Origin of the sequence: Klebsiella sp. Shm-1, from assembly GCF_040804525.1 — a bacterium.
Lineage (GTDB): Bacteria > Pseudomonadota > Gammaproteobacteria > Enterobacterales > Enterobacteriaceae > Klebsiella > Klebsiella pneumoniae.
The window spans coordinates 4,270,879-4,288,827 of sequence record NZ_CP161823.1 but is presented as its reverse complement, the minus strand read 5'-3'; the positions used below and the strand labels follow the sequence as shown (position 1 = coordinate 4,288,827).

20 protein-coding genes are annotated in these 17,949 nt (G+C 57.4%); 7 read left to right on the top strand and 13 right to left on the bottom strand.

Going from position 1 to position 17,949, the window contains the following annotated elements:
• Window positions 1-446: 446 nt before the first annotated feature.
• Both AB1E37_RS21065 and AB1E37_RS21060 read right to left on the bottom strand, forming a co-directional pair.
• Window positions 447-857, bottom strand: coding sequence for a hypothetical protein (locus AB1E37_RS21065; RefSeq protein ID WP_004145917.1), 411 nt, complete (start codon window positions 855-857; stop codon window positions 447-449).
• 246 nt (window positions 858-1,103) lie between these two features.
• Window positions 1,104-1,451 (bottom strand): YacC family pilotin-like protein, encoded by a 348-nt coding sequence (locus AB1E37_RS21060; RefSeq protein ID WP_002888808.1) that lies wholly within the window; start codon window positions 1,449-1,451, stop codon window positions 1,104-1,106.
• Window positions 1,452-1,596: 145 nt separating this feature from the next.
• On the opposite strand from AB1E37_RS21060, the gene cueO reads away from it, so the two are divergent.
• On the top strand, window positions 1,597-3,195 hold the full coding sequence (cueO, locus tag AB1E37_RS21055; RefSeq protein WP_004222681.1) for a multicopper oxidase CueO: 1,599 nt from the start codon (window positions 1,597-1,599) through the stop codon (window positions 3,193-3,195).
• Between the two features lie 83 nt (window positions 3,196-3,278).
• On the opposite strand, the gene AB1E37_RS21050 is transcribed toward cueO, so the two are convergent.
• Window positions 3,279-5,669, bottom strand: a complete 2,391-nt coding sequence (locus tag AB1E37_RS21050; protein WP_032448270.1) for a glucose/quinate/shikimate family membrane-bound PQQ-dependent dehydrogenase — start codon at window positions 5,667-5,669, stop codon at window positions 3,279-3,281.
• An 80-nt stretch (window positions 5,670-5,749) separates the two neighbouring features.
• On the opposite strand from AB1E37_RS21050, the gene AB1E37_RS21045 reads away from it, so the two are divergent.
• Complete coding sequence (locus tag AB1E37_RS21045; RefSeq protein ID WP_012542835.1) at window positions 5,750-5,869, top strand: hypothetical protein; 120 nt, start codon at window positions 5,750-5,752, stop codon at window positions 5,867-5,869.
• 4 nt (window positions 5,870-5,873) lie between these two features.
• Window positions 5,874-6,410 carry a hypoxanthine phosphoribosyltransferase gene (gene hpt / locus AB1E37_RS21040; protein ID WP_002888819.1) on the top strand — a complete coding sequence of 179 codons (537 nt, stop codon included), beginning with the start codon at window positions 5,874-5,876 and terminating at the stop codon, window positions 6,408-6,410.
• Window positions 6,411-6,469: 59 nt separating this feature from the next.
• Here hpt and can read toward each other — a convergent pair whose 3' ends face one another.
• Window positions 6,470-7,132, bottom strand: a complete 663-nt coding sequence (gene can / locus AB1E37_RS21035; protein ID WP_002888821.1) for a carbonate dehydratase — start codon at window positions 7,130-7,132, stop codon at window positions 6,470-6,472.
• 184 nt (window positions 7,133-7,316) lie between these two features.
• On the opposite strand from can, the gene AB1E37_RS21030 reads away from it, so the two are divergent.
• The 4 genes from AB1E37_RS21030 to AB1E37_RS21015 all read left to right on the top strand — a co-directional run bounded on the left by AB1E37_RS21030 (window position 7,317) and on the right by AB1E37_RS21015 (window position 10,885).
• Entirely contained in the window at window positions 7,317-8,243 is a 927-nt protein-coding gene (locus tag AB1E37_RS21030) for an ABC transporter ATP-binding protein (RefSeq protein ID WP_002888823.1), read from the top strand.
• Complete coding sequence (locus AB1E37_RS21025) at window positions 8,240-9,010, top strand: ABC transporter permease (protein ID WP_002888827.1); 771 nt, start codon at window positions 8,240-8,242, stop codon at window positions 9,008-9,010. Before AB1E37_RS21030 ends, AB1E37_RS21025 begins: the two co-directional genes overlap by 4 nt.
• A gap of 122 nt (window positions 9,011-9,132) precedes the next feature.
• Window positions 9,133-9,573 carry a PTS sugar transporter subunit IIA gene (locus AB1E37_RS21020; RefSeq protein ID WP_004177394.1) on the top strand — a complete coding sequence of 147 codons (441 nt, stop codon included), beginning with the start codon at window positions 9,133-9,135 and terminating at the stop codon, window positions 9,571-9,573.
• Between the two features lie 58 nt (window positions 9,574-9,631).
• Complete coding sequence (locus tag AB1E37_RS21015) at window positions 9,632-10,885, top strand: polysaccharide deacetylase family protein (RefSeq protein WP_004145907.1); 1,254 nt, start codon at window positions 9,632-9,634, stop codon at window positions 10,883-10,885.
• Between the two features lie 35 nt (window positions 10,886-10,920).
• Here AB1E37_RS21015 and panD read toward each other — a convergent pair whose 3' ends face one another.
• From panD to thpR, 9 genes are all read right to left on the bottom strand, one after another.
• On the bottom strand, window positions 10,921-11,301 hold the full coding sequence (gene panD / locus AB1E37_RS21010; RefSeq protein WP_002888834.1) for an aspartate 1-decarboxylase: 381 nt from the start codon (window positions 11,299-11,301) through the stop codon (window positions 10,921-10,923).
• 92 nt (window positions 11,302-11,393) lie between these two features.
• The gene (gene panC, locus AB1E37_RS21005) at window positions 11,394-12,248 is read right to left on the bottom strand and encodes a pantoate--beta-alanine ligase (protein WP_004222687.1); all 855 of its coding nucleotides are present in this window, start codon (window positions 12,246-12,248) and stop codon (window positions 11,394-11,396) included.
• Between the two features lie 11 nt (window positions 12,249-12,259).
• Complete coding sequence (gene panB, locus AB1E37_RS21000) at window positions 12,260-13,051, bottom strand: 3-methyl-2-oxobutanoate hydroxymethyltransferase (RefSeq protein WP_002888841.1); 792 nt, start codon at window positions 13,049-13,051, stop codon at window positions 12,260-12,262.
• 120 nt (window positions 13,052-13,171) lie between these two features.
• On the bottom strand, window positions 13,172-13,651 hold the full coding sequence (gene folK, locus AB1E37_RS20995) for a 2-amino-4-hydroxy-6-hydroxymethyldihydropteridine diphosphokinase (protein ID WP_004178602.1): 480 nt from the start codon (window positions 13,649-13,651) through the stop codon (window positions 13,172-13,174).
• Window positions 13,648-15,042: a polynucleotide adenylyltransferase PcnB gene (gene pcnB / locus AB1E37_RS20990; RefSeq protein WP_071526609.1), complete on the bottom strand. Its 1,395-nt coding sequence runs from the start codon at window positions 15,040-15,042 to the stop codon at window positions 13,648-13,650. The genes folK and pcnB overlap by 4 nt, the downstream gene beginning before the upstream one ends.
• A gap of 62 nt (window positions 15,043-15,104) precedes the next feature.
• Window positions 15,105-15,986, bottom strand: a complete 882-nt coding sequence (gluQRS, locus tag AB1E37_RS20985; protein WP_004145903.1) for a tRNA glutamyl-Q(34) synthetase GluQRS — start codon at window positions 15,984-15,986, stop codon at window positions 15,105-15,107.
• 59 nt (window positions 15,987-16,045) lie between these two features.
• Window positions 16,046-16,501: an RNA polymerase-binding protein DksA gene (gene dksA, locus AB1E37_RS20980; RefSeq protein WP_002888845.1), complete on the bottom strand. Its 456-nt coding sequence runs from the start codon at window positions 16,499-16,501 to the stop codon at window positions 16,046-16,048.
• Between the two features lie 162 nt (window positions 16,502-16,663).
• Window positions 16,664-17,380: a DNA/RNA nuclease SfsA gene (gene sfsA / locus AB1E37_RS20975; RefSeq protein ID WP_002888848.1), complete on the bottom strand. Its 717-nt coding sequence runs from the start codon at window positions 17,378-17,380 to the stop codon at window positions 16,664-16,666.
• A complete protein-coding gene (gene thpR, locus AB1E37_RS20970; RefSeq protein WP_004145901.1) occupies window positions 17,380-17,916 on the bottom strand; it encodes an RNA 2',3'-cyclic phosphodiesterase in 537 nt (178 codons plus the stop codon). Before thpR ends, sfsA begins: the two co-directional genes overlap by 1 nt.
• Between the last annotated feature and the right edge of the window lie 33 nt (window positions 17,917-17,949).

The following is a 17,949-nucleotide window of genomic DNA, read 5'->3' as shown; positions in this document are numbered from 1 at the left end:
ATTCTGCACAACGCCTGCTTTTTTTATTAATGCCTCTTTTTCTGCAGTAGCGGCGCTTAAGGCGACCTGTAATTCATTAATTCTCTTATTCAACGCCGCTTGCTCATTCGCTCCGGCAGTATCCGTTTGCGGCGTAGCGGCAAGCTGTTTTTTTAATTGCTGTATAAGCTTATCTTTTTGTGCAATCGCCGCCTGCTGGCTGGCGATTCTTTTTTGTAATTGTGAGGTGTTGGTACCGGTTTTTTTATTATCTGCGCTCTGGCGGCTTTCTTGTGTTTGTTTTGCGCTTGCGGCGTCGTTTTTTTCTTGCGCCTGAGATTGCTGGGTTTGCTGTTGGGCGTAATCAAGAAAGGCCGGCGCGGCGCCGGCGGTGAAGGGGGTTGAAAGCGCCAGCGCAGCGACGAGCATCAGCAGGGGCGCGTTGAGGGTCAGCGTGGCGGCTCTGTTCATGGCTGTTTGCTTTCACCACGCTGTACCAGGCTATCGATCAGCGTTTTCTGGATATCGGCGCACAGTTTGATGGATTTAAACTGATACATGGAGTCAATGCCAAGCCGGGTAGGATCCGCCACTTTCTCGCGCACGCTATTGTATTGTGACGCCGCGCGCACTAAAGCGTTAAAGTCATTGCTGAGTTTAGTGGCTTGCTGTGGGTTAACCTCTTTTAGCGAATCCAGCGCCTGGCGACAGGATTCAATGCGCGCTTGTTCGCTGGCCGCCCGCTCCTGCTCTGCCTGCTGCTGTGACGTCAGCGGCGTGGCGATCGGTTTAACCGGCTGGCGGGAAGAGGTATTGCTACAGCCGGCTACTAACAGCGCGGCGAGTGGGATAACACGAAGAGTCAGCGAGATATTCACAATTTCAGTCCATGAAGTAGGTATATTTTTACCGGATTCTAGAAGGGTGCTTTTTATTTTGCAATATATGAATAATGATATTTTATTAGTTTTTAGTCATTCTTCATTATTATGAGTTTACTTTATTTGGCAAATTGATAGGTTCGCAATTAAATAAGGTTTGTTTATATACAATAATAAATATAAATATTTAAAGGGGGAAATTGAAATGCTAAAGGCGCGGAGCGTTGCCGCCCGCGCAGGGAATTATTTAACGTAAGCCAGCAGGCTGAGCGAATCGCGGGCCAGCGCTTTACATTTTTTCGCCGTCGGAATGTTAATGCCGCTAAGATCGCGATAGCTGTCTTCGCCAAGCGCTTTCATGTTGTAGCTGTCATAGTTGCTCAGGTCCCACTGGTTCTGTTGGGCAAAGAACACCAGCGCGCGACGGATCTGCGTGTTGGGCAGGTTCTGGTAGCCACAGTCGTTTTTCAGAAACACAAAAACCGCGGTTAAATCAGCCATATCTTCCGCTTCGGATTCGCTGAGCGCGTAGCTGTTGGCGGAGAGAGCAAGCAGGCTGCCGAGTACCATTGTTCTGAAAAGCGTCTTCATTTTTTCTACCATTAGATCACCGACGCTTCAAATTAGCATACTTCTTTACACAGCGCCGATCTTTATTCTTACTCTTCTGCTTGACCTTCCCGTTACGGTAGGGTTTAAGCTCAAATATTCGCCCGCAGAATAAAAGGATGTGAATATGCAACGTCGAGACTTCCTCAAACTGACCGCCGCGGTCGGCATGGCCAGCGCATTGCCGTTATGGAGCCGGGCGGTCTTTGCCGCCAGTCGCCCGGCTCTGCCGATACCGTCGCTGTTAGCCGCCGATGCGCGCAACCGCATCGCGCTCAGGATCCAGGCGGGCAAAACGCGGTTTGGCGCCCTGAATGCCACTACCTGGGGCTACAACGGGTCGCTGCTGGGCCCTGCGCTGCAGCTCACGCAGGGGAAGACCGTCACGGTGGATATTACTAACCAGCTGGCGGAAGAGACCACGCTGCACTGGCATGGTCTGGAGGTACCGGGCGAGGTCGACGGGGGGCCACAGGGGGTTATCGCGCCGGGTGCCACCCGCACGGTAAGCTTCACGCCAACGCAGCGGGCGGCGACCTGCTGGTTTCATCCGCATCAGCATGGAAGCACCGGCCGGCAGGTGGCGATGGGCCTGGCCGGCCTGGTGCTGATCGAGGATGAAGAGAGCGGGCGCCTGCTGCTGCCTAAGCAGTGGGGAATCGATGATGTGCCGGTGATCGTCCAGGATAAGAAGTTCACCGCCGCCGGCGAGATCGACTATCAGCTGGATGTGATGAGCGCCGCCGTCGGCTGGTTTGGCGATACGCTACTGACCAATGGGGCCCTCTATCCCGAACATGCCGCGCCGCGCGGCTGGCTGCGCCTGCGCTTGCTGAACGGCTGTAATGCCCGTTCCCTCAATTTTGCCACCAGCGATAAGCGCCCGCTGTACGTAGTGGCCAGCGATGGCGGTCTGTTGGCCGAGCCGGTCAAGGTCGATGAATTGCCGGTCTTGATGGGGGAACGCTTTGAGGTGCTGGTGGACACCAGCGACGGTAAACCTTTCGATCTGGTGACCCTGCCGGTGAGCCAGATGGGCATGGCGATTGCGCCTTTTGATAAACCACAGCCGGTACTGCGCGTCCAGCCGCTGGTCATTCCCGCCTCCGGCAAGCTGCTGGATACTCTGGCCGCTCTCCCGGCGTTACCGTCCCTGACGGGGCTGACGCAGCGTCAGCTCCAGCTGTCGATGGATCCGATGCTCGACCGGATGGGCATGCAGGCGCTGATGGAGAAGTATGGCGACCAGGCGATGGCCGGAATGGATCACGGCATGATGGGGCATGGCGACATGAGCGACATGGGGAATATGCATCACGGCGACATGAGCATGAACCACGGAACCGGCATGGAGCATGGCATGTCGTCAGGCAAGGGCTTTGATTTCCATAACGCCAACCGCATCAACGGCAAAGCCTTCGACATGAATGAGCCGATGTTTGCCGCCGCCAGAGGCCAGTATGAGCGCTGGGTGATTTCTGGTAAGGGCGACATGATGTTGCATCCGTTCCATATCCACGGCACCCAGTTCCGTATCCTCAGCGAAAACGGCAAGCCGCCAGCGGCGCATCGTCGCGGCTGGAAAGACACCGTTCGTGTGGAAGGGGACGTGAGTGAAGTATTAGTGAAGTTTGATCATCCGGCGCCGAAGGAGTTTGCCTATATGGCACACTGCCACCTGCTGGAACATGAAGACACCGGGATGATGTTGGGGTTCACGGTTTAAGTCTCTGCGACCTGCTGCCATCCCCTACGGGAAGAAGGACGGAACACCAAAAAAAACGGCAACTTTCGTTGCCGTTTTGCGTTTTATTTGGCGTCATCCGGGAGCGCATAGGCGACAATATAATCGCCCATTTTGGTACCGAACGAGCCGTGACCGCCGGCAGAGATGACAACATACTGTTTGCCATTCACTTCGTAGGTCATCGGAGTCGCCTGACCGCCGGCTGGCAGACGGGCTTCCCACAGCTTCTCGCCGTTGCTCATATTGTACGCGCGCAGGTAGTTATCTGCAGTCGCGCCGATGAACAGGACGTTACCGGCCGTGGAGATCGGACCGCCCAGCATCGGCATCCCCATGGTAAACGGCAGTTTAACCGGCATCGGGAACGGCAGGCTGTCCTGCGGAGTACCGATACGTTTTTTCCATACCACTTCGTTGGTTTTCAGATCCAGGGCGGAGATATACCCCCAGGCCGGCTGTTTGCACGGCAGGCCGAACGGCGACAGGAACGGGTTCAGCGTTACGCCGTACGGGACGCCGTACTGCGGCTGCACGCCGGACTCGGTACCAGAGCCTTTCGCATCTTTCGGCGGCTCCATCGGATTGCCTGGCCCGCGCGGGATCAGTTTTGAGACGAAAGGCAGCGCCATCGGGTTGGCGATAGCCACCTGACGGTTCGGATCGACGGAGATACCGCCCCATTCAAACATCCCCAGGTTACCCGGGAACACCAGCGTGCCCTGCTCAGACGGCGGGGTGAAGATACCTTCATAGCGCAGCTGGTGGAAGATCACGCGGCACACCAGCTGGTCGAACATAGTGGCGCCCCACATGTCCGCGCCGGTCAGATCTTTCTTCGGACGGAAGCTCAGATCGGAGAAGGGCTGGGTTTTGGTAACGTAATCACCTTTGGCAGCGCCCTGCGGTACTGGTTTTTCCGGCGCCGGGACCACCAGCTCGCCGTTACGACGATCCAGCACGAAGATGTTGCCGGTTTTCGCTGGGGCATAGATGACCGGTACGGTTTTGCCGTTGACCTCAATATCAGCCAGCGTCGGCTGGGAAGGCATGTCCATATCCCACAGATCGTGATGGACGGTCTGATAGCTCCAGGCCAGCTTACCGGTGGTGGCGTTCAGTGCCACAATCGAGCTGGCATAACGCTCTTGCTCCGGCGTACGGTTGCCGCCCCAGATGTCCGGAGTGGTCACGCCCATCGGCAGATAGACCAGACCCAGCTTAGCGTCGTAGGCGGCAGGCGCCCATGAGTTCGGCGAGTTGAGCGTGAAGTGATGTTCATCGCTCGGGATGGCGTTCGGATCTTTCGCACCCGGATCGAAGGCCCACAGCAGTTTACCGGTATTCACATCAAAGCCGCGGATCACGCCTGACGGCTCGCGGGTAGAGAAGTTATCGGTGACCGCGCCGGCAATCACGATGGTTTTATCGGTGATGATCGGCGGTGAAGTGGGTTCATACATGCCCGGCGTGGTGACCGGCATGTTGGTCTGCAGATTGAGAATACCTTTATTAGCAAAGGTTTCGCACAGCTTACCGTTGTCGGCGTTTACCGCGAACAGGCGACCATCGTTCACCGGCAGGATAATGCGGCGCGGACAGTCGGCGACGACGTCGGCAGGGGCGTTATCCGCTTTCGCTTCGTGATAAGAAACACCGCGGCAGGTGACGTGCTGGAACGACGGATCGGCGTTCAGCTGCGGGTCAAAATGCCACTTCTCTTTACCGGTGGCGGCGTCCAGCGCAAACAGGCGCTGGTGAGCGGTACACAGGAAGAGCGTATCGCCGACTTTAATCGGCGTCACTTCGTTAGTGATTTCACCCGGATCGTTCGGCTGTTTCAGGTCGCCGGTGCGGAACACCCAGGCTTCCTTCAGGTTCTTCACATTATCGGCGTTAATCTGCTTCAGCGGGGAGAAGCGCTGGCCTTCCTGGTTACGGCCATAGGCCGGCCAGTCGCCGTCGGCGACGGTGGAAATCGGTGCGGCCGGCGTAGCGTCGGCGCTCAGGGTGCCGTTGACTTCCTGCGGGTCGTTAAAACCAGCCCAGGTCAGCATGCCGCCGCTGATCAGCAGGGCGACGACCAGCGCGCCAACGGCGCCAGCGGAAGGCACCGGCAGACGACGCCAGACAAAGGGCAGGATCAGCCAGATGCCAAAGAAGACGAGGATATCGCTACGCGGCGTCAACGCCCAGAAGTCGAAACCAACTTCCCAGACGCCCCAGATCATGGTCGCCAGCAGCAGCGCGGCGTACAGCCACAGCGCAGCGCGCTTGCCGCGGAACAGCATTACGGTCACGCCCAGCATCACCAGCCCGGCGATAGGGTAGTACCAAGAGCCGCCAAGCACGACCAGCCATGCCCCGCCGATTAATAGATAGAGGCCGCAGAACGCTGCAAATAGCGCAGTCAGCGTCACCAGGAGCCTTGATTGTTGAGACTTTGTTTCAGCCATAAAAAGTTACTCATGTGTTTGTTAAATTTTTTAACTGCAATTAATTATAGGATTTAACAAGTGTGATCGGAATCACAAATATGGCTTTATTAATCCCTGCACCGAAGATTTCTTTTTGCTGGTATACTGGATGGCTTGCCGGTCATCGTCGGGGCGAAAGCAGCGGCTTTGATGATTTATATTTAGAATCAAATGGTTAGTATTATGAAACATACTGTAGAAGTGATGATCCCGGAATCCGAGATCAAAGCGCGTATCGCGGAACTGGGTCGTCAAATCAACGAACATTATCAGAACAGCGGCAGCGAAATGGTGCTGGTGGGGCTGCTGCGCGGCTCGTTTATGTTCATGGCCGACCTGTGCCGTGAAGTGCAGGTGCCGCATGAAGTCGATTTTATGACCGCCTCCAGCTACGGCAGCGGCATGTCCACCACTCGTGATGTGAAAATCCTTAAAGATCTGGATGAAGACATCCGTGGTAAAGACGTTCTGATCGTGGAAGACATCATCGACTCCGGCAATACCCTGTCTAAAGTTCGCGAAATCCTCAGCCTGCGCGAGCCGAAATCGCTGGCCATTTGTACGCTACTTGATAAACCCAGCCGCCGCGAAGTGAACGTCCCGGTTGAATACGTCGGTTTCGCGATTCCGGATGAGTTCGTGGTGGGCTACGGTATCGACTATGCTCAGCGCTACCGCCATCTGCCGTATATCGGCAAAGTCACCCTGCTGGACGAGTAAGGGGATATCCCACTCTGGACAGCGCGCGCCGCGCTCTCCAGGGTGGCGAAGTCTGAAGGCTATCTGTGGTTGATGTGCTTGATCTTGAGGTTGGAGATCCCGTGGCGATAGCGCTGTTCGAGGGTTTCCCTGCTCACAGCGGTGACATCCAGATCGCGCAGCAGTCCGTCGTGAATCCCGTAAGCCCAGCCGTGGATGGTCACCTTCTGTCCGCGCTTCCACGCGGATTGCATAATCGTCGAATGTCCCAGATTGTACACCTGTTCCATCACGTTCAGTTCACAAAGGGTATCCAGACGGCGCTCCTCTGGCATTTCACCGAGCAGCGAGCTGTGCTTAAACCAGATATCGCGGATATGCAGCAGCCAGTTGTCGATAAGCCCCAGCTCCGGGTTCTCCACCGCCGCCTGCACGCCGCCGCAGCCGTAGTGGCCGCAGATAATAATGTGCTCGACTTCCAGGACATCGACGGCATACTGCACCACCGACAGACAATTGAGATCGGTGTGGATCACCAGGTTCGCTACGTTACGATGCACGAACAGTTCGCCAGGCTCCAGGCCGGTGAGTCGCTCAGCGGGAACGCGGCTGTCCGAACAGCCTATCCACAGGAAGCGCGGTTTCTGCGTCTGCGACAGTTTCTCAAAAAAGCCGGGGTCCTCTTCCACCAGCATTTTTGACCATAGTGCATTGTTGCTGATGAGTGTATCTATATCATTCATGGACGTTATCGGCCTGTAACCAAGTAAGTGCGTTGCGCTAATATAGGGTAAGCTCACCTTTTTTAAAACCATCTTAACCCGTGATACTTCAGGCTGCAGATGCGTTGGCGGCGTCAGCGCCGGTCCAGCGCAAACGTGAGTCAGGCGGGTTAATGACGTGTCACGACACGAGAAGAGATATTTAATGACCATTGCTCTGGAATTAAAACAGCTCAAAAAAACCTATCCCGGCGGGGTTCAGGCGCTGCGGGGGATCGACCTGCAGGTCGAAGCGGGGGATTTTTATGCCCTGCTGGGCCCGAACGGGGCCGGAAAATCCACGACCATCGGCATCATCAGCTCGCTGGTGAACAAAACCTCTGGTCAGGTCAATGTCTTTGGCTACGATCTGGAGAAAGACGTCGTCAATGCCAAGCGCCAGCTTGGCCTGGTGCCGCAGGAGTTTAACTTCAACCCGTTCGAAACCGTGCAGCAGATCGTCGTTAACCAGGCGGGCTACTACGGCGTTGAGCGTAAAGAAGCCCTTTCCCGCAGTGAAAAGTATTTAAAACAGCTCGACCTGTGGGAAAAACGCAACGAACGCGCGAGGATGCTCTCCGGCGGGATGAAGCGCCGTCTGATGATCGCCCGCGCGTTGATGCATGAGCCGAAGCTGCTGATCCTCGACGAACCGACCGCCGGCGTCGATATTGAACTGCGTCGCTCGATGTGGGGCTTTCTCAAGGATCTCAACGATCGCGGAACCACCATTATCCTGACCACCCACTATCTCGAAGAGGCCGAAATGCTATGTCGCAACATCGGCATCATCCAGCACGGCGAGCTGGTGGAAAACACCTCGATGAAAGCGCTGCTGTCGAAGCTGAAGTCAGAGACCTTTATTCTTGACCTCGCGCCAAAAAGCCCGGTGCCGAAGCTCGAAGGCTACCAGTACCAGCTGGTCGATACCTCGACGCTGGAAGTGGAGGTTCTGCGTGAGCAGGGAATTAACAGCGTCTTCGCGCAGCTGAGCGCCCAGGGGGTGCAGGTACTGAGTATGCGTAACAAAGCTAACCGTCTGGAAGAGCTGTTTGTCACGCTGGTGCATGAGCGAAAAGGAGAATCAGCATGATGCAGCTTTATTGGGTCGCGCTGAAAAGCATCTGGACCAAAGAGATCCACCGTTTTATGCGCATCTGGGTACAGACGCTGGTGCCGCCGGTGATCACCATGACCCTGTATTTCGTGATCTTTGGCAACCTGATCGGCTCGCGCATTGGTGAGATGCATGGTTTTACCTATATGCAGTTTATCGTCCCAGGCCTGATCATGATGGCGGTGATCACTAATGCTTACGCCAACGTCGCCTCATCCTTCTTCAGCGCCAAGTTTCAGCGCAATATTGAAGAGCTGCTGGTGGCGCCAGTGCCGACGCATGTGATTATCGCCGGCTACGTGGGCGGCGGGGTAGCGCGAGGACTGTGCGTAGGTATCCTGGTGACCGCGGTGTCGCTATTCTTTGTGCCGTTCCAGGTTCACTCCTGGCTGTTTGTCGCCCTGACGCTGCTCCTCACCGCGGTGCTGTTCTCGCTGGCCGGGCTGCTGAACGCAGTGTTTGCCAAGACCTTCGATGACATTAGCCTGATCCCGACCTTTGTGCTGACGCCGCTGACCTATCTCGGCGGGGTGTTCTACTCGCTGACCCTGCTGCCGCCGTTCTGGCAGGGGCTGTCGCATCTGAACCCCATCGTCTACATGATCAGCGGTTTTCGCTTCGGCTTCCTCGGTATCAACGACGTCCCGCTGGCGACCACCTTCGCCGTGCTGGTGGTGTTCATTGTCGCCTTCTATCTGCTGTGCTGGTCGTTAATTCAGCGCGGTCGCGGCCTGCGTAGCTGATACTCATCATGGTTAGCGCTTCCTGAAGTAAATATGCGAAGCGCTAACCGCTTATCTTTGACTCCCATCACCGATACGTCATCTTCACCTTGCTACATTATTCGCTGGCTAAGGAGGGAAGCATGCTCGGATGGGTCATTACCTGTCACGATGAGCTGGCGCAGGAGATGCTGGATCGTCTTGAACAAAAGTTTGGTCCGCTGGCCCAGTGCCGGGCGGTCAATTACTGGCGCAATCTCAGCAGCAATATGTTGAGCCGGATGATGTGCGATGCGCTGCATGCCACCGACTCCGGGGACGGGGTCATTTTTCTCACTGACAAAACCGGTGCGGCGCCTTATCGGGCCGCGGCGCTGATGAGCCACAAACATACCCACTGCGAAGTGATCTCCGGCGTCAGCTATCCACTCCTTGAGCGAATGTATCTCCTGCGAGGCACGTTAAGCAGCGTGGCGTTTCGCCAGGCGATCGTCAGCGCGGGCGGGCCGATGGTGAGCAGCCTGTGGCATCAGCAGCAGAAGAACCCCCCGTTCCGGTTGCGCCATGATGCCTGGGGAAATTAAGCAGCGGGACAGATACCGCTTTTGTTACAATAACCGCCGTTGATGGTATAACGGTTTGATGCGTATGCTTGCCCGATTTTTGACCCTGCTTCTTTTCCTGACCTCACTCAGCGCCTCCGCCAGCCTGCTTAGCCAGCAGGGCAAGGCTGTGCGCTATATGCAAACCACCGAAGACGCGGTCATCTGGGCGCAGGTGGGAAACCATGTGGTCAGCGTCGGCAATGTTCGTGCCGGGCAGATCCTCGCAGTCGTCCCGACGGCGGCTGACTACTATGAGTTTCGTTTCGGCTTTGGCACCGGGTTTATTGATAAAGGGCATCTCGAGCCGGTGCAGGGCAAGCAGCGGGTGGAGGACCGTTTGGGGGATCTTAATAAACCGCTGAGTAACCAAAATTTACTCACCTGGAAAGATACACCGCTCTATGACGCTCCCTCGGTAAGCAGCGCGCCGTTCGGCACGCTGGCCAACAATCTGCGCTATCCGATCCTCAGCAAGCTGAAGGACCGGCTCAATCAGACCTGGTTTCAGATCCGCATTGGCGACCGGCTGGCGTGGGTCAGTAGTCTGGACGCGCAGGAGGATCACGGTATTCCCGTGCTGACCTATCACCATATTCTGCGCGATGAAGAGAACACCCGTTTTCGTCATACGTCGACCACCACCTCGGTTCGCGCCTTCACGAATCAGATGACCTGGCTGCGCGATCAGGGCTATACCACGCTGACCCTGTATCAGCTGGAAGGCTATGTGCGTAATAAAATCAATCTCCCGGCGCGGGCGGTGGCGATCACTTTCGATGATGGCTTGAAATCGGTGAACCGCTACGCCTATCCGGTGCTGAAACAGTACGGTTTCCATGCCACCGCGTTTATTATCTCCTCGCGTATTAAGCGCCATCCGCAGAAGTGGGATCCGAAATCCCTGCAGTTTATGAGCATTTCCGAGCTACGCCAGATCCAGGACGTCTTTGATATTCAGTCGCATACTCACTTCTTGCATCGGGTTGACGCCGGCCGGCGGCCGATTTTATTCAGTCGCAATTACCATAATATTCTGTTTGATTTCGCCCGCTCGCGCCGGGCGCTGAGCCAGTTTAATCCGCACGTTCTCTACCTTTCCTATCCCTTCGGCGGCTATAACGCTACGGCGGTGCAGGCGGCGAATGACGCCGGGTTTCATATGGCGGTAACGACGGTGCGTGGGAAGGTGAAGCCGGGGGACAATCCGTTTCTGTTAAAGCGGTTATATATCTTACGCACGGATTCGCTGGAGACGATGTCGCGGCTGATCAGTAACCAGCCGCAGGGGTAATACCGACGCTGCGCCTGAGCGCAGCGTCGCGGCCATCAGGCGACCTGTACCGGAATAGCTTTTGCCTGGCGCTTCATTTCGTTGTCGCCTTCGAAGTAGGCGATGTTAGGCTGCCAGCTGCGCGCCTCTTCGTCCGACATGGTAACGAAGCTGGCGATGATCAAAATATCGCCGACGCTGGCGCAGTGCGCGGCGGCGCCGTTAACGGAGATGATCCGGGAGCCCCGCTCGGCGGCAATGGCGTAGGTGGAGAAACGGTTGCCGTTGGTGACGTTCCAGAGGTGAATAGTTTCATTCTCCAGAATACCGGCCGCATCCAGGAAGTCCTGGTCAATGGCGCAAGAACCTTCATAGTGCAGGTCCGCCTGCGTGACTTTTACGCGGTGGAGCTTGCCCTGCAGCATATTACGCATCATAACTTCTACCCTTCAACCTTAATGTAGCAGAGCGGACACGGCGCCCGCCCTGAGAAAAGCCCGGGCAGTATTGCCCGATTTTTACCCGCTGTCTACTGAGCGAGCGTGACGATCCGGTTGTCGATCAGGCGGGCCTGCCCCAGCCAGGCGGCCATCAGGATCACCGCGCGCTGGCTGGCATCGGTCAGCTCAAGCAGGGTGTCGGCATCGCGGATCTGAATGTCGTCGGCGCGGAAGCCTTTCTCATTCAGCTCTTGTTCAGCGATAGCGATGATCTCATCGAGCTGCCGATCGCCGGCGGCCAGCTTTTCCGCCACCGCGCTCAGCACTTTATACAGACCAGGCGCGATTTTGCGCTGGTCGGCGGTCAGGTAGCCGTTACGCGAACTCAGCGCCAGGCCATCTTTCGCGCGGACGATCGGCACGCCGATGATCTCAATGTCGTAGCCCATGTCGGCGACCATCTTGCGGATCAGCGCCAACTGCTGGAAGTCTTTCTCGCCGAAGCAGGCGACGTCTGGTTGAACAAGGTTGAACAGCTTACTGACGATGGTCGACACGCCGCGGAAATGGCCCGGGCGGCTGGCGCCTTCGAGCATGGTGGATAATCCCGGAACGTCGACGTAGGTCTGGCCTTCAGTACCCTGGGGGTACACTTCCGCCGGCGTCGGCGCGAAGACAAAGTCGACATGACGTTTGTTCAGCTTTTCGCAATCATCCTGTAAGGTGCGCGGGTAGCGCGCCAGGTCGTCGACGCGGTCAAACTGCATCGGATTGACGAAAATACTGACCACCACCACGTCCGCACTGGCTTTGGCTTCATCAACCAGCTTCATATGACCATCATGCAGGTTGCCCATCGTCGGGACCAACGAGATACGCTTACCTTCCTGACGCAGACGGCGGATATGCTGCCGCAGCAGCAGTACGGATTCAATAATCAGCACAACAAGACTCCTTAATGGAAACTGTGTTCTTCGCCCGGATAGACTCCGGATTCGACTTCGGCAATATACTGCCGCACCGCGGCGCGGATGTCGCCCGCTTCGGCAAGGAAATTCTTGGCAAATTTAGGAATGTGGCCGCCGGTAATGCCGAAAGCGTCATGCATCACGAGGATTTGCCCGTCGGTGACGTTGCCCGCGCCGATGCCGATCACTGGAATGGTCAGAGCGTCGGTGATGCGCTTCGCCAGTTCAACCGGCACGCACTCCAGGACCAACAGCTGCGCACCCGCCGCCTCCAGCGCTAACGCGTCTTCAAACAGGGTCTGCGCCGCATCGCCGCGACCCTGCACTTTATACCCACCGAATACGTTCACCGACTGCGGCGTCAGGCCAAGATGGCCGCAAACCGGCACCGCGCGCTCCGCCAGCATCCTCACGGTGTCGGCCAGCCAGGCGCCGCCCTCGAGTTTGACCATATTGGCGCCAGCGCGCATCACGATGGCGGCATTTGCAAAGGTCTGCTCGGGGGTGGCATAGGCCATGAACGGCAGGTCGGCAAGCAGCAGGCTGTTTGGCGCGCCGCGGCGGACGGCGCGGGTGTGATAGGCGATATCTTCCACGGTAACCGGCAGGGTGGAGTCGTGACCCTGCACCGTCATTCCCAGCGAGTCGCCTACCAGCAGCACATTTATGCCTTCATCGGCGAACAGTTTCGCGAAGCTGTGATCGTAGGCGGTAATGGTGGCAAAGCGCTTCTTTTCCTGTTTGCATTTCTGCAGCAGGGCAATGGTGGTCGGTTTCATAACATTTCCTGATGATGAAAGTCATATTAACCGGCATTCTAACAGCAGCATTCAGAGGGGCAATGATTTTGGGCAACCGATTACGACGATCGCCGCAAATGCTAAAAAAGGGAGAGGGGATTACCAGCTGGCGGGCTTTGCCGCGCCGAGATTATCCAGCACGGCGCGCAGCGCCAGGCCGTCAGGAAAGTGAAGGTCCGGGGCGATCTCGAACAGCGGCCAGAGCATAAAGCCGCGGTTTTTCATATCGTAGTGCGGAACGGTCAGGCGCTCGCTGTTAATGACAGCATCGCCAAACAGCATGATATCGAGGTCCAGCGTGCGCGGCCCCCAGCGTTCGGCTTTGCGCACTCGCCCCTGCTGCAGTTCGATGCGCTGAGTATGATCGAGCAGCGTCTCGGGGGGCAGGGCGGTTTCCAGCGCAACGGCGGCGTTGAGATAGTCCGGCTGATCCTGCGGGCCCAGCGGCGGCGTGCGGTAGAACGAAGAGACGGCGACCACGCGGCTGTGCGGAATTTCGCCCAGGGCGCGGATAGCCGCCTGCACCTGCTCCAGTGGAGAAGCAAGGTTGCTGCCAAGAGCGATATAGACCAGAGTCATGCGCTACCCTGGCGCGGCGCGCGCTTGCGCGGACGACGGTGACGACGGCGCGGCGCAGGATCGTCCCCGAGGTCGTTGAGCATATCTTTTTGCGCCGGCGGCGCGGCGACCTGGAATTCGCCCCACCATTTGGTCAGGCGCTGCAGTTCGTGGTTGTTCTCGGCGCCGGCGCGTAGCTCCAGCAGGTCATAGGCGGCGCGGAATTTCGGATGCTCCATCAGCTTCCAGGCGCGTTTGCCCTGACGACGGGACATGCGCAGCTGCAGCTGCCAGATATCACGAATAAGGGTGGTGATGCGCTTAGGGATCGCCAGCGTACGGCAGGCTTCGTCCAGCACATCGTTCATCGCCAGGGCGAAGGCGTCGTAGTACGCCAGGCCGCTCTCCTGAGCGATTTTTTGCGCCGTCTCCAGCAGCGGATACCAGAACATCACCGCGAAGAGGAAGGCCGGATTGACGCGCATATCGTTATGAATGCGGGTATCGGTATTCTTCAGCACCTGGCTGATGATCCGCTCCATCGGACTGTCGCCGCGCTCGGTAAAGTAGCGGGTGATGGTCGGGAACAGCGGCTGGAACAGGCTGTATTCCCGCAGCAGCATGTAGGTCTGGTAGCCATACCCGGCCTGCAGCAGCTTGAGCACTTCTTCGAACAGACGCGCCGGCGGCACATCGTGGAGCAGGGCGGCCAGGCGCGGCAGCGGTTCAGCCGTTTCCGGGCTGATGGTCATATTGAGCTTGGCTGCAAAGCGCACCGCGCGCAGCATGCGCACTGGATCCTCGCGATAGCGGGTTTCCGGATTGCCGATCAGACGGATCACGCCGTCCTGCAGATCCTTCATGCCGCCGACGTAGTCGCGAACGGTAAAATCCGCCACGCTGTAATAGAGGCTGTTGATAGTGAAGTCGCGACGCTGGGCATCCTCCTCGATCGAGCCGAAGATGTTATCGCGCAGCAGCATGCCGTTCTGGCCCCGCTGGGAGGTGACGCGATCGGTGGTATGCCCTTCGTGATGGCCACGGAAGGTGGCGACCTCAATGATTTCCGGCCCGAACATCACATGCGCCAGGCGGAAACGTCGCCCAACCAGACGGCAGTTGCGGAACAGCTTGCGTACCTGATCCGGCGTGGCGTTGGTGGTAACGTCAAAATCTTTTGGCTTTTTGCCAAGCAGCAGGTCGCGGACGCCGCCGCCGACCAGCCAGGATTCGTAGCCCGCCTTGTTGAGGCGGTACATGACCTTGAGGGCGTTTTCACTGATATCTTTGCGGGAAATAGCATGCTGCTCACGCGGGATCACCGTCATAGGCGTTGGTTCGACGGCGGCTTCTGCCTCGCGCTCCTCACGGCTTAGCACCTTACGGCAAAAATTAGCGACTCGGGTAAAAATGGTGCACCTCGTAGTGTCAGACGGACTTCAGATCAACTGTACAGTGTAAAAATAGCGGCTAATCATAGCTCAGCGGGAGCCATTTGAGAATGCTCGATTTTCGCCGGCTGCCAGTTGGCGACGGCCTGGGCGAGTAAATCATCGATGCTCAGGGCCTGCCACTCCTCGGGGATCGCCTGATTCAGAAAGCGGAGCGCCCGGACGATTTCGGGGCGCGGATCGCCTTCCGGCAGCGCCGGCGCGTGGTTTTGTTTAGAGAGTTTATTGCCGTCGCCATTGAGAGCCAGCGGCAGATGGAGGTAATCCGGCGCCTGCCAGCCAAAATGCTGATACAGCGAAATCTGCCGCACCGTCGGCTCAATCAGGTCTGCGCCGCGGACAATCTCGGTGATCCCCTGAAAGTGGTCGTCGACCACCACCGCCAGGTTGTAGGCGAACAGCCCGTCGCGACGGTGGATAATAAAATCCTCACGCGCCAGCGGCTCATTGGCGATGAGCGTGCCGCGCAGACGGTCGCTAAACTGCAGCACCGGACGGGTTTGGCGCAGGCGCAGCGCGGCGTTTTCCGCCCCCAACCCGAGATCGCGGCAGTGGCCGTCGTAGATCCCGCCCACGGCGTGGATCCGCGCGCGGGTGCAAGTGCAGTAATAGCTCAGCCCTTGCTCGCCCAGCCACGTCAGCGCCTCGCGGTAGGCTTCGTGCCGTTGCGACTGCCACAGCACGTCGCCATCCCAGTGCAGACCGTAGTGGTCAAGCTGGCGCAGGATGGTATCGGCGGCGCCGGGGACTTCGCGCGGCGGGTCGATATCTTCAATACGAACACGCCAGATGCCCTGGTTCGCGCGGGCTTGCAGGTAGCTGCCGAGCGCGGCGATCAGAGAGCCGAAGTGGAGTTCGCCGGAGGGGGAGGGGGCGAAGCGCCCTATATAGCGTGAGTCAGTCATGGTACGGACAACAGAACCAGGCGGGAGAGACTCCCGCCAGAGAGTGAGGCAGCAGGGGATTAGCCCGCCATCTGTTTTTCGCGAATTTCCGCCAGGGTTTTGCAGTCAATGCACAGATCCGCTGTCGGACGCGCTTCCAGACGGCGAATGCCGATCTCCACGCCGCAGGATTCGCAGTAGCCGAAGTCTTCGTCTTCAACTTTTTTCAGCGTTTTCTCGATCTTTTTGATCAGTTTACGTTCGCGGTCGCGGTTACGCAGTTCCAGGCTGAACTCTTCTTCCTGGGCGGCACGGTCTACCGGGTCCGGGAAGTTAGCTGCTTCATCCTGCATGTGCGATACGGTGCGATCCACTTCATCCCTGAGTTGATTACGCCATGCTTCAAGAATACGCTTGAAGTGCGCCAGCTGGGCTTCGTTCATATACTCTTCGCCCGGTTTCTCTTGGTACGGCTCCACCCCAGCGATGGCGAGAATACTCAGGGACGATGTTTTACGGTTTTGCCCTTCTTGCATGTTGCTTCTCCTTAACACGCACTATCGATCCCCATGTGGGGGAAAATCAGGCCGCTATAAATAGCAGATGCTTTTCCGGATAGCAATTATCTAAACGTTACACTTGACAACCCTGTGAAGAAAAGCGTATTCGCGCTTGCGACCCGAACACTATTTAGCCACTTATTTACCGGGGTTTAACACCACGGCGATCGGCTTATTCAGAGTCATCCTCGTCGTAGAAAGTTCCGCTTTCCAGGCGAGAATTTCCACCCCCTTGTCCTGGGCTTCTGTTAACAGCTGTGCGTATCTGGCATCAATATGATGCGCGGGAGAAAAACGGTCAATTGCCGAATGCAGGACGGCAAATAAAATCACCGCGCGGTCGCCATTTGCCGCGACGGCCATCAGTTCCCGCAGATGCTTCTGACCGCGCGTGGTCACCGCATCGGGAAAATAACCGTATTCTTTCTCCGCCAACGTAACCGATTTCACTTCAATATAGCAGTTTTGTCGGTCATCTGCCTGTAACATAATATCGATACGGCTATTCTCTTCGCCATATTTCACTTCGCTTTTCAGCTGGTTATAGCCTGAAAGTTCAGGAATTATTCCGGCGGAAATCGCCTCTTTCGCCAAAGAATTCGCGCGCAGCGTATTGACGCAAATAACTGCGCCCTGCTGGGTTTCAGTTAATTCCCAGGTGTGGGCATATTTGCGCTTCGCATTGTCTGAGGTGGAATACCAGACGGTGTCGCCCGGGGCGGCGCAGCCGGTCATCGCCCCGGTATTCGGGCAGTGGAGCGTCAGCTCGCGGCCATCGGGGGTGACCACGTCAGCAAGAAATCGTTTGTAACGTTTAAGCAAAATGGCGGGCTGCAACGGCGGATCAAACTGCATCAACTTTCCTTATCAAACGGATAACGTTCCAGCGCAGTGTAGCGCGTGCGCCCCCGGCTAAAGCTGGACTCATAGAGCACGAACTCGTTCACCGGAAATGTCCAGCGAAAGCCGGGGGCCGGGATCGGCACCGCCCGGCGAGCATCGCGCCACAGGGTAATATGCGGGTGAAACGGCTGCGGGCTCTGATAGCAGCCGCTGCGCGCCGCCTGAGCGCGCAACATGCTGGCGAGCTGCAGCAGGCCGCGCGGCGGCTGGCGGGTTCCGAGCCATACCACTCGCGAACGTAGCCACTGTCCGGCATCGTCCAGCGTCAGGGTAAAGCCCGGCTGGCGCAGCCGGCCAGCGAGAGCGGCCAGCGCCCGCTGTTTTTCCGCGCTCACCTCGCCGAGAAACGCCAGCGTCAGATGAAGATTATCCGCCGCGACGGGCCTGCCGGCATCTTCGGGGAAGTGCGTTGCCCGCCACTGGACAATTTGCTTCTGGACGGCAGACGGCAGTTCAAGCGCAAAAAACAGCCTTTTCGGCTCAGACATGATAGAGACTCGGTAATGAATTAGGGGGATGCT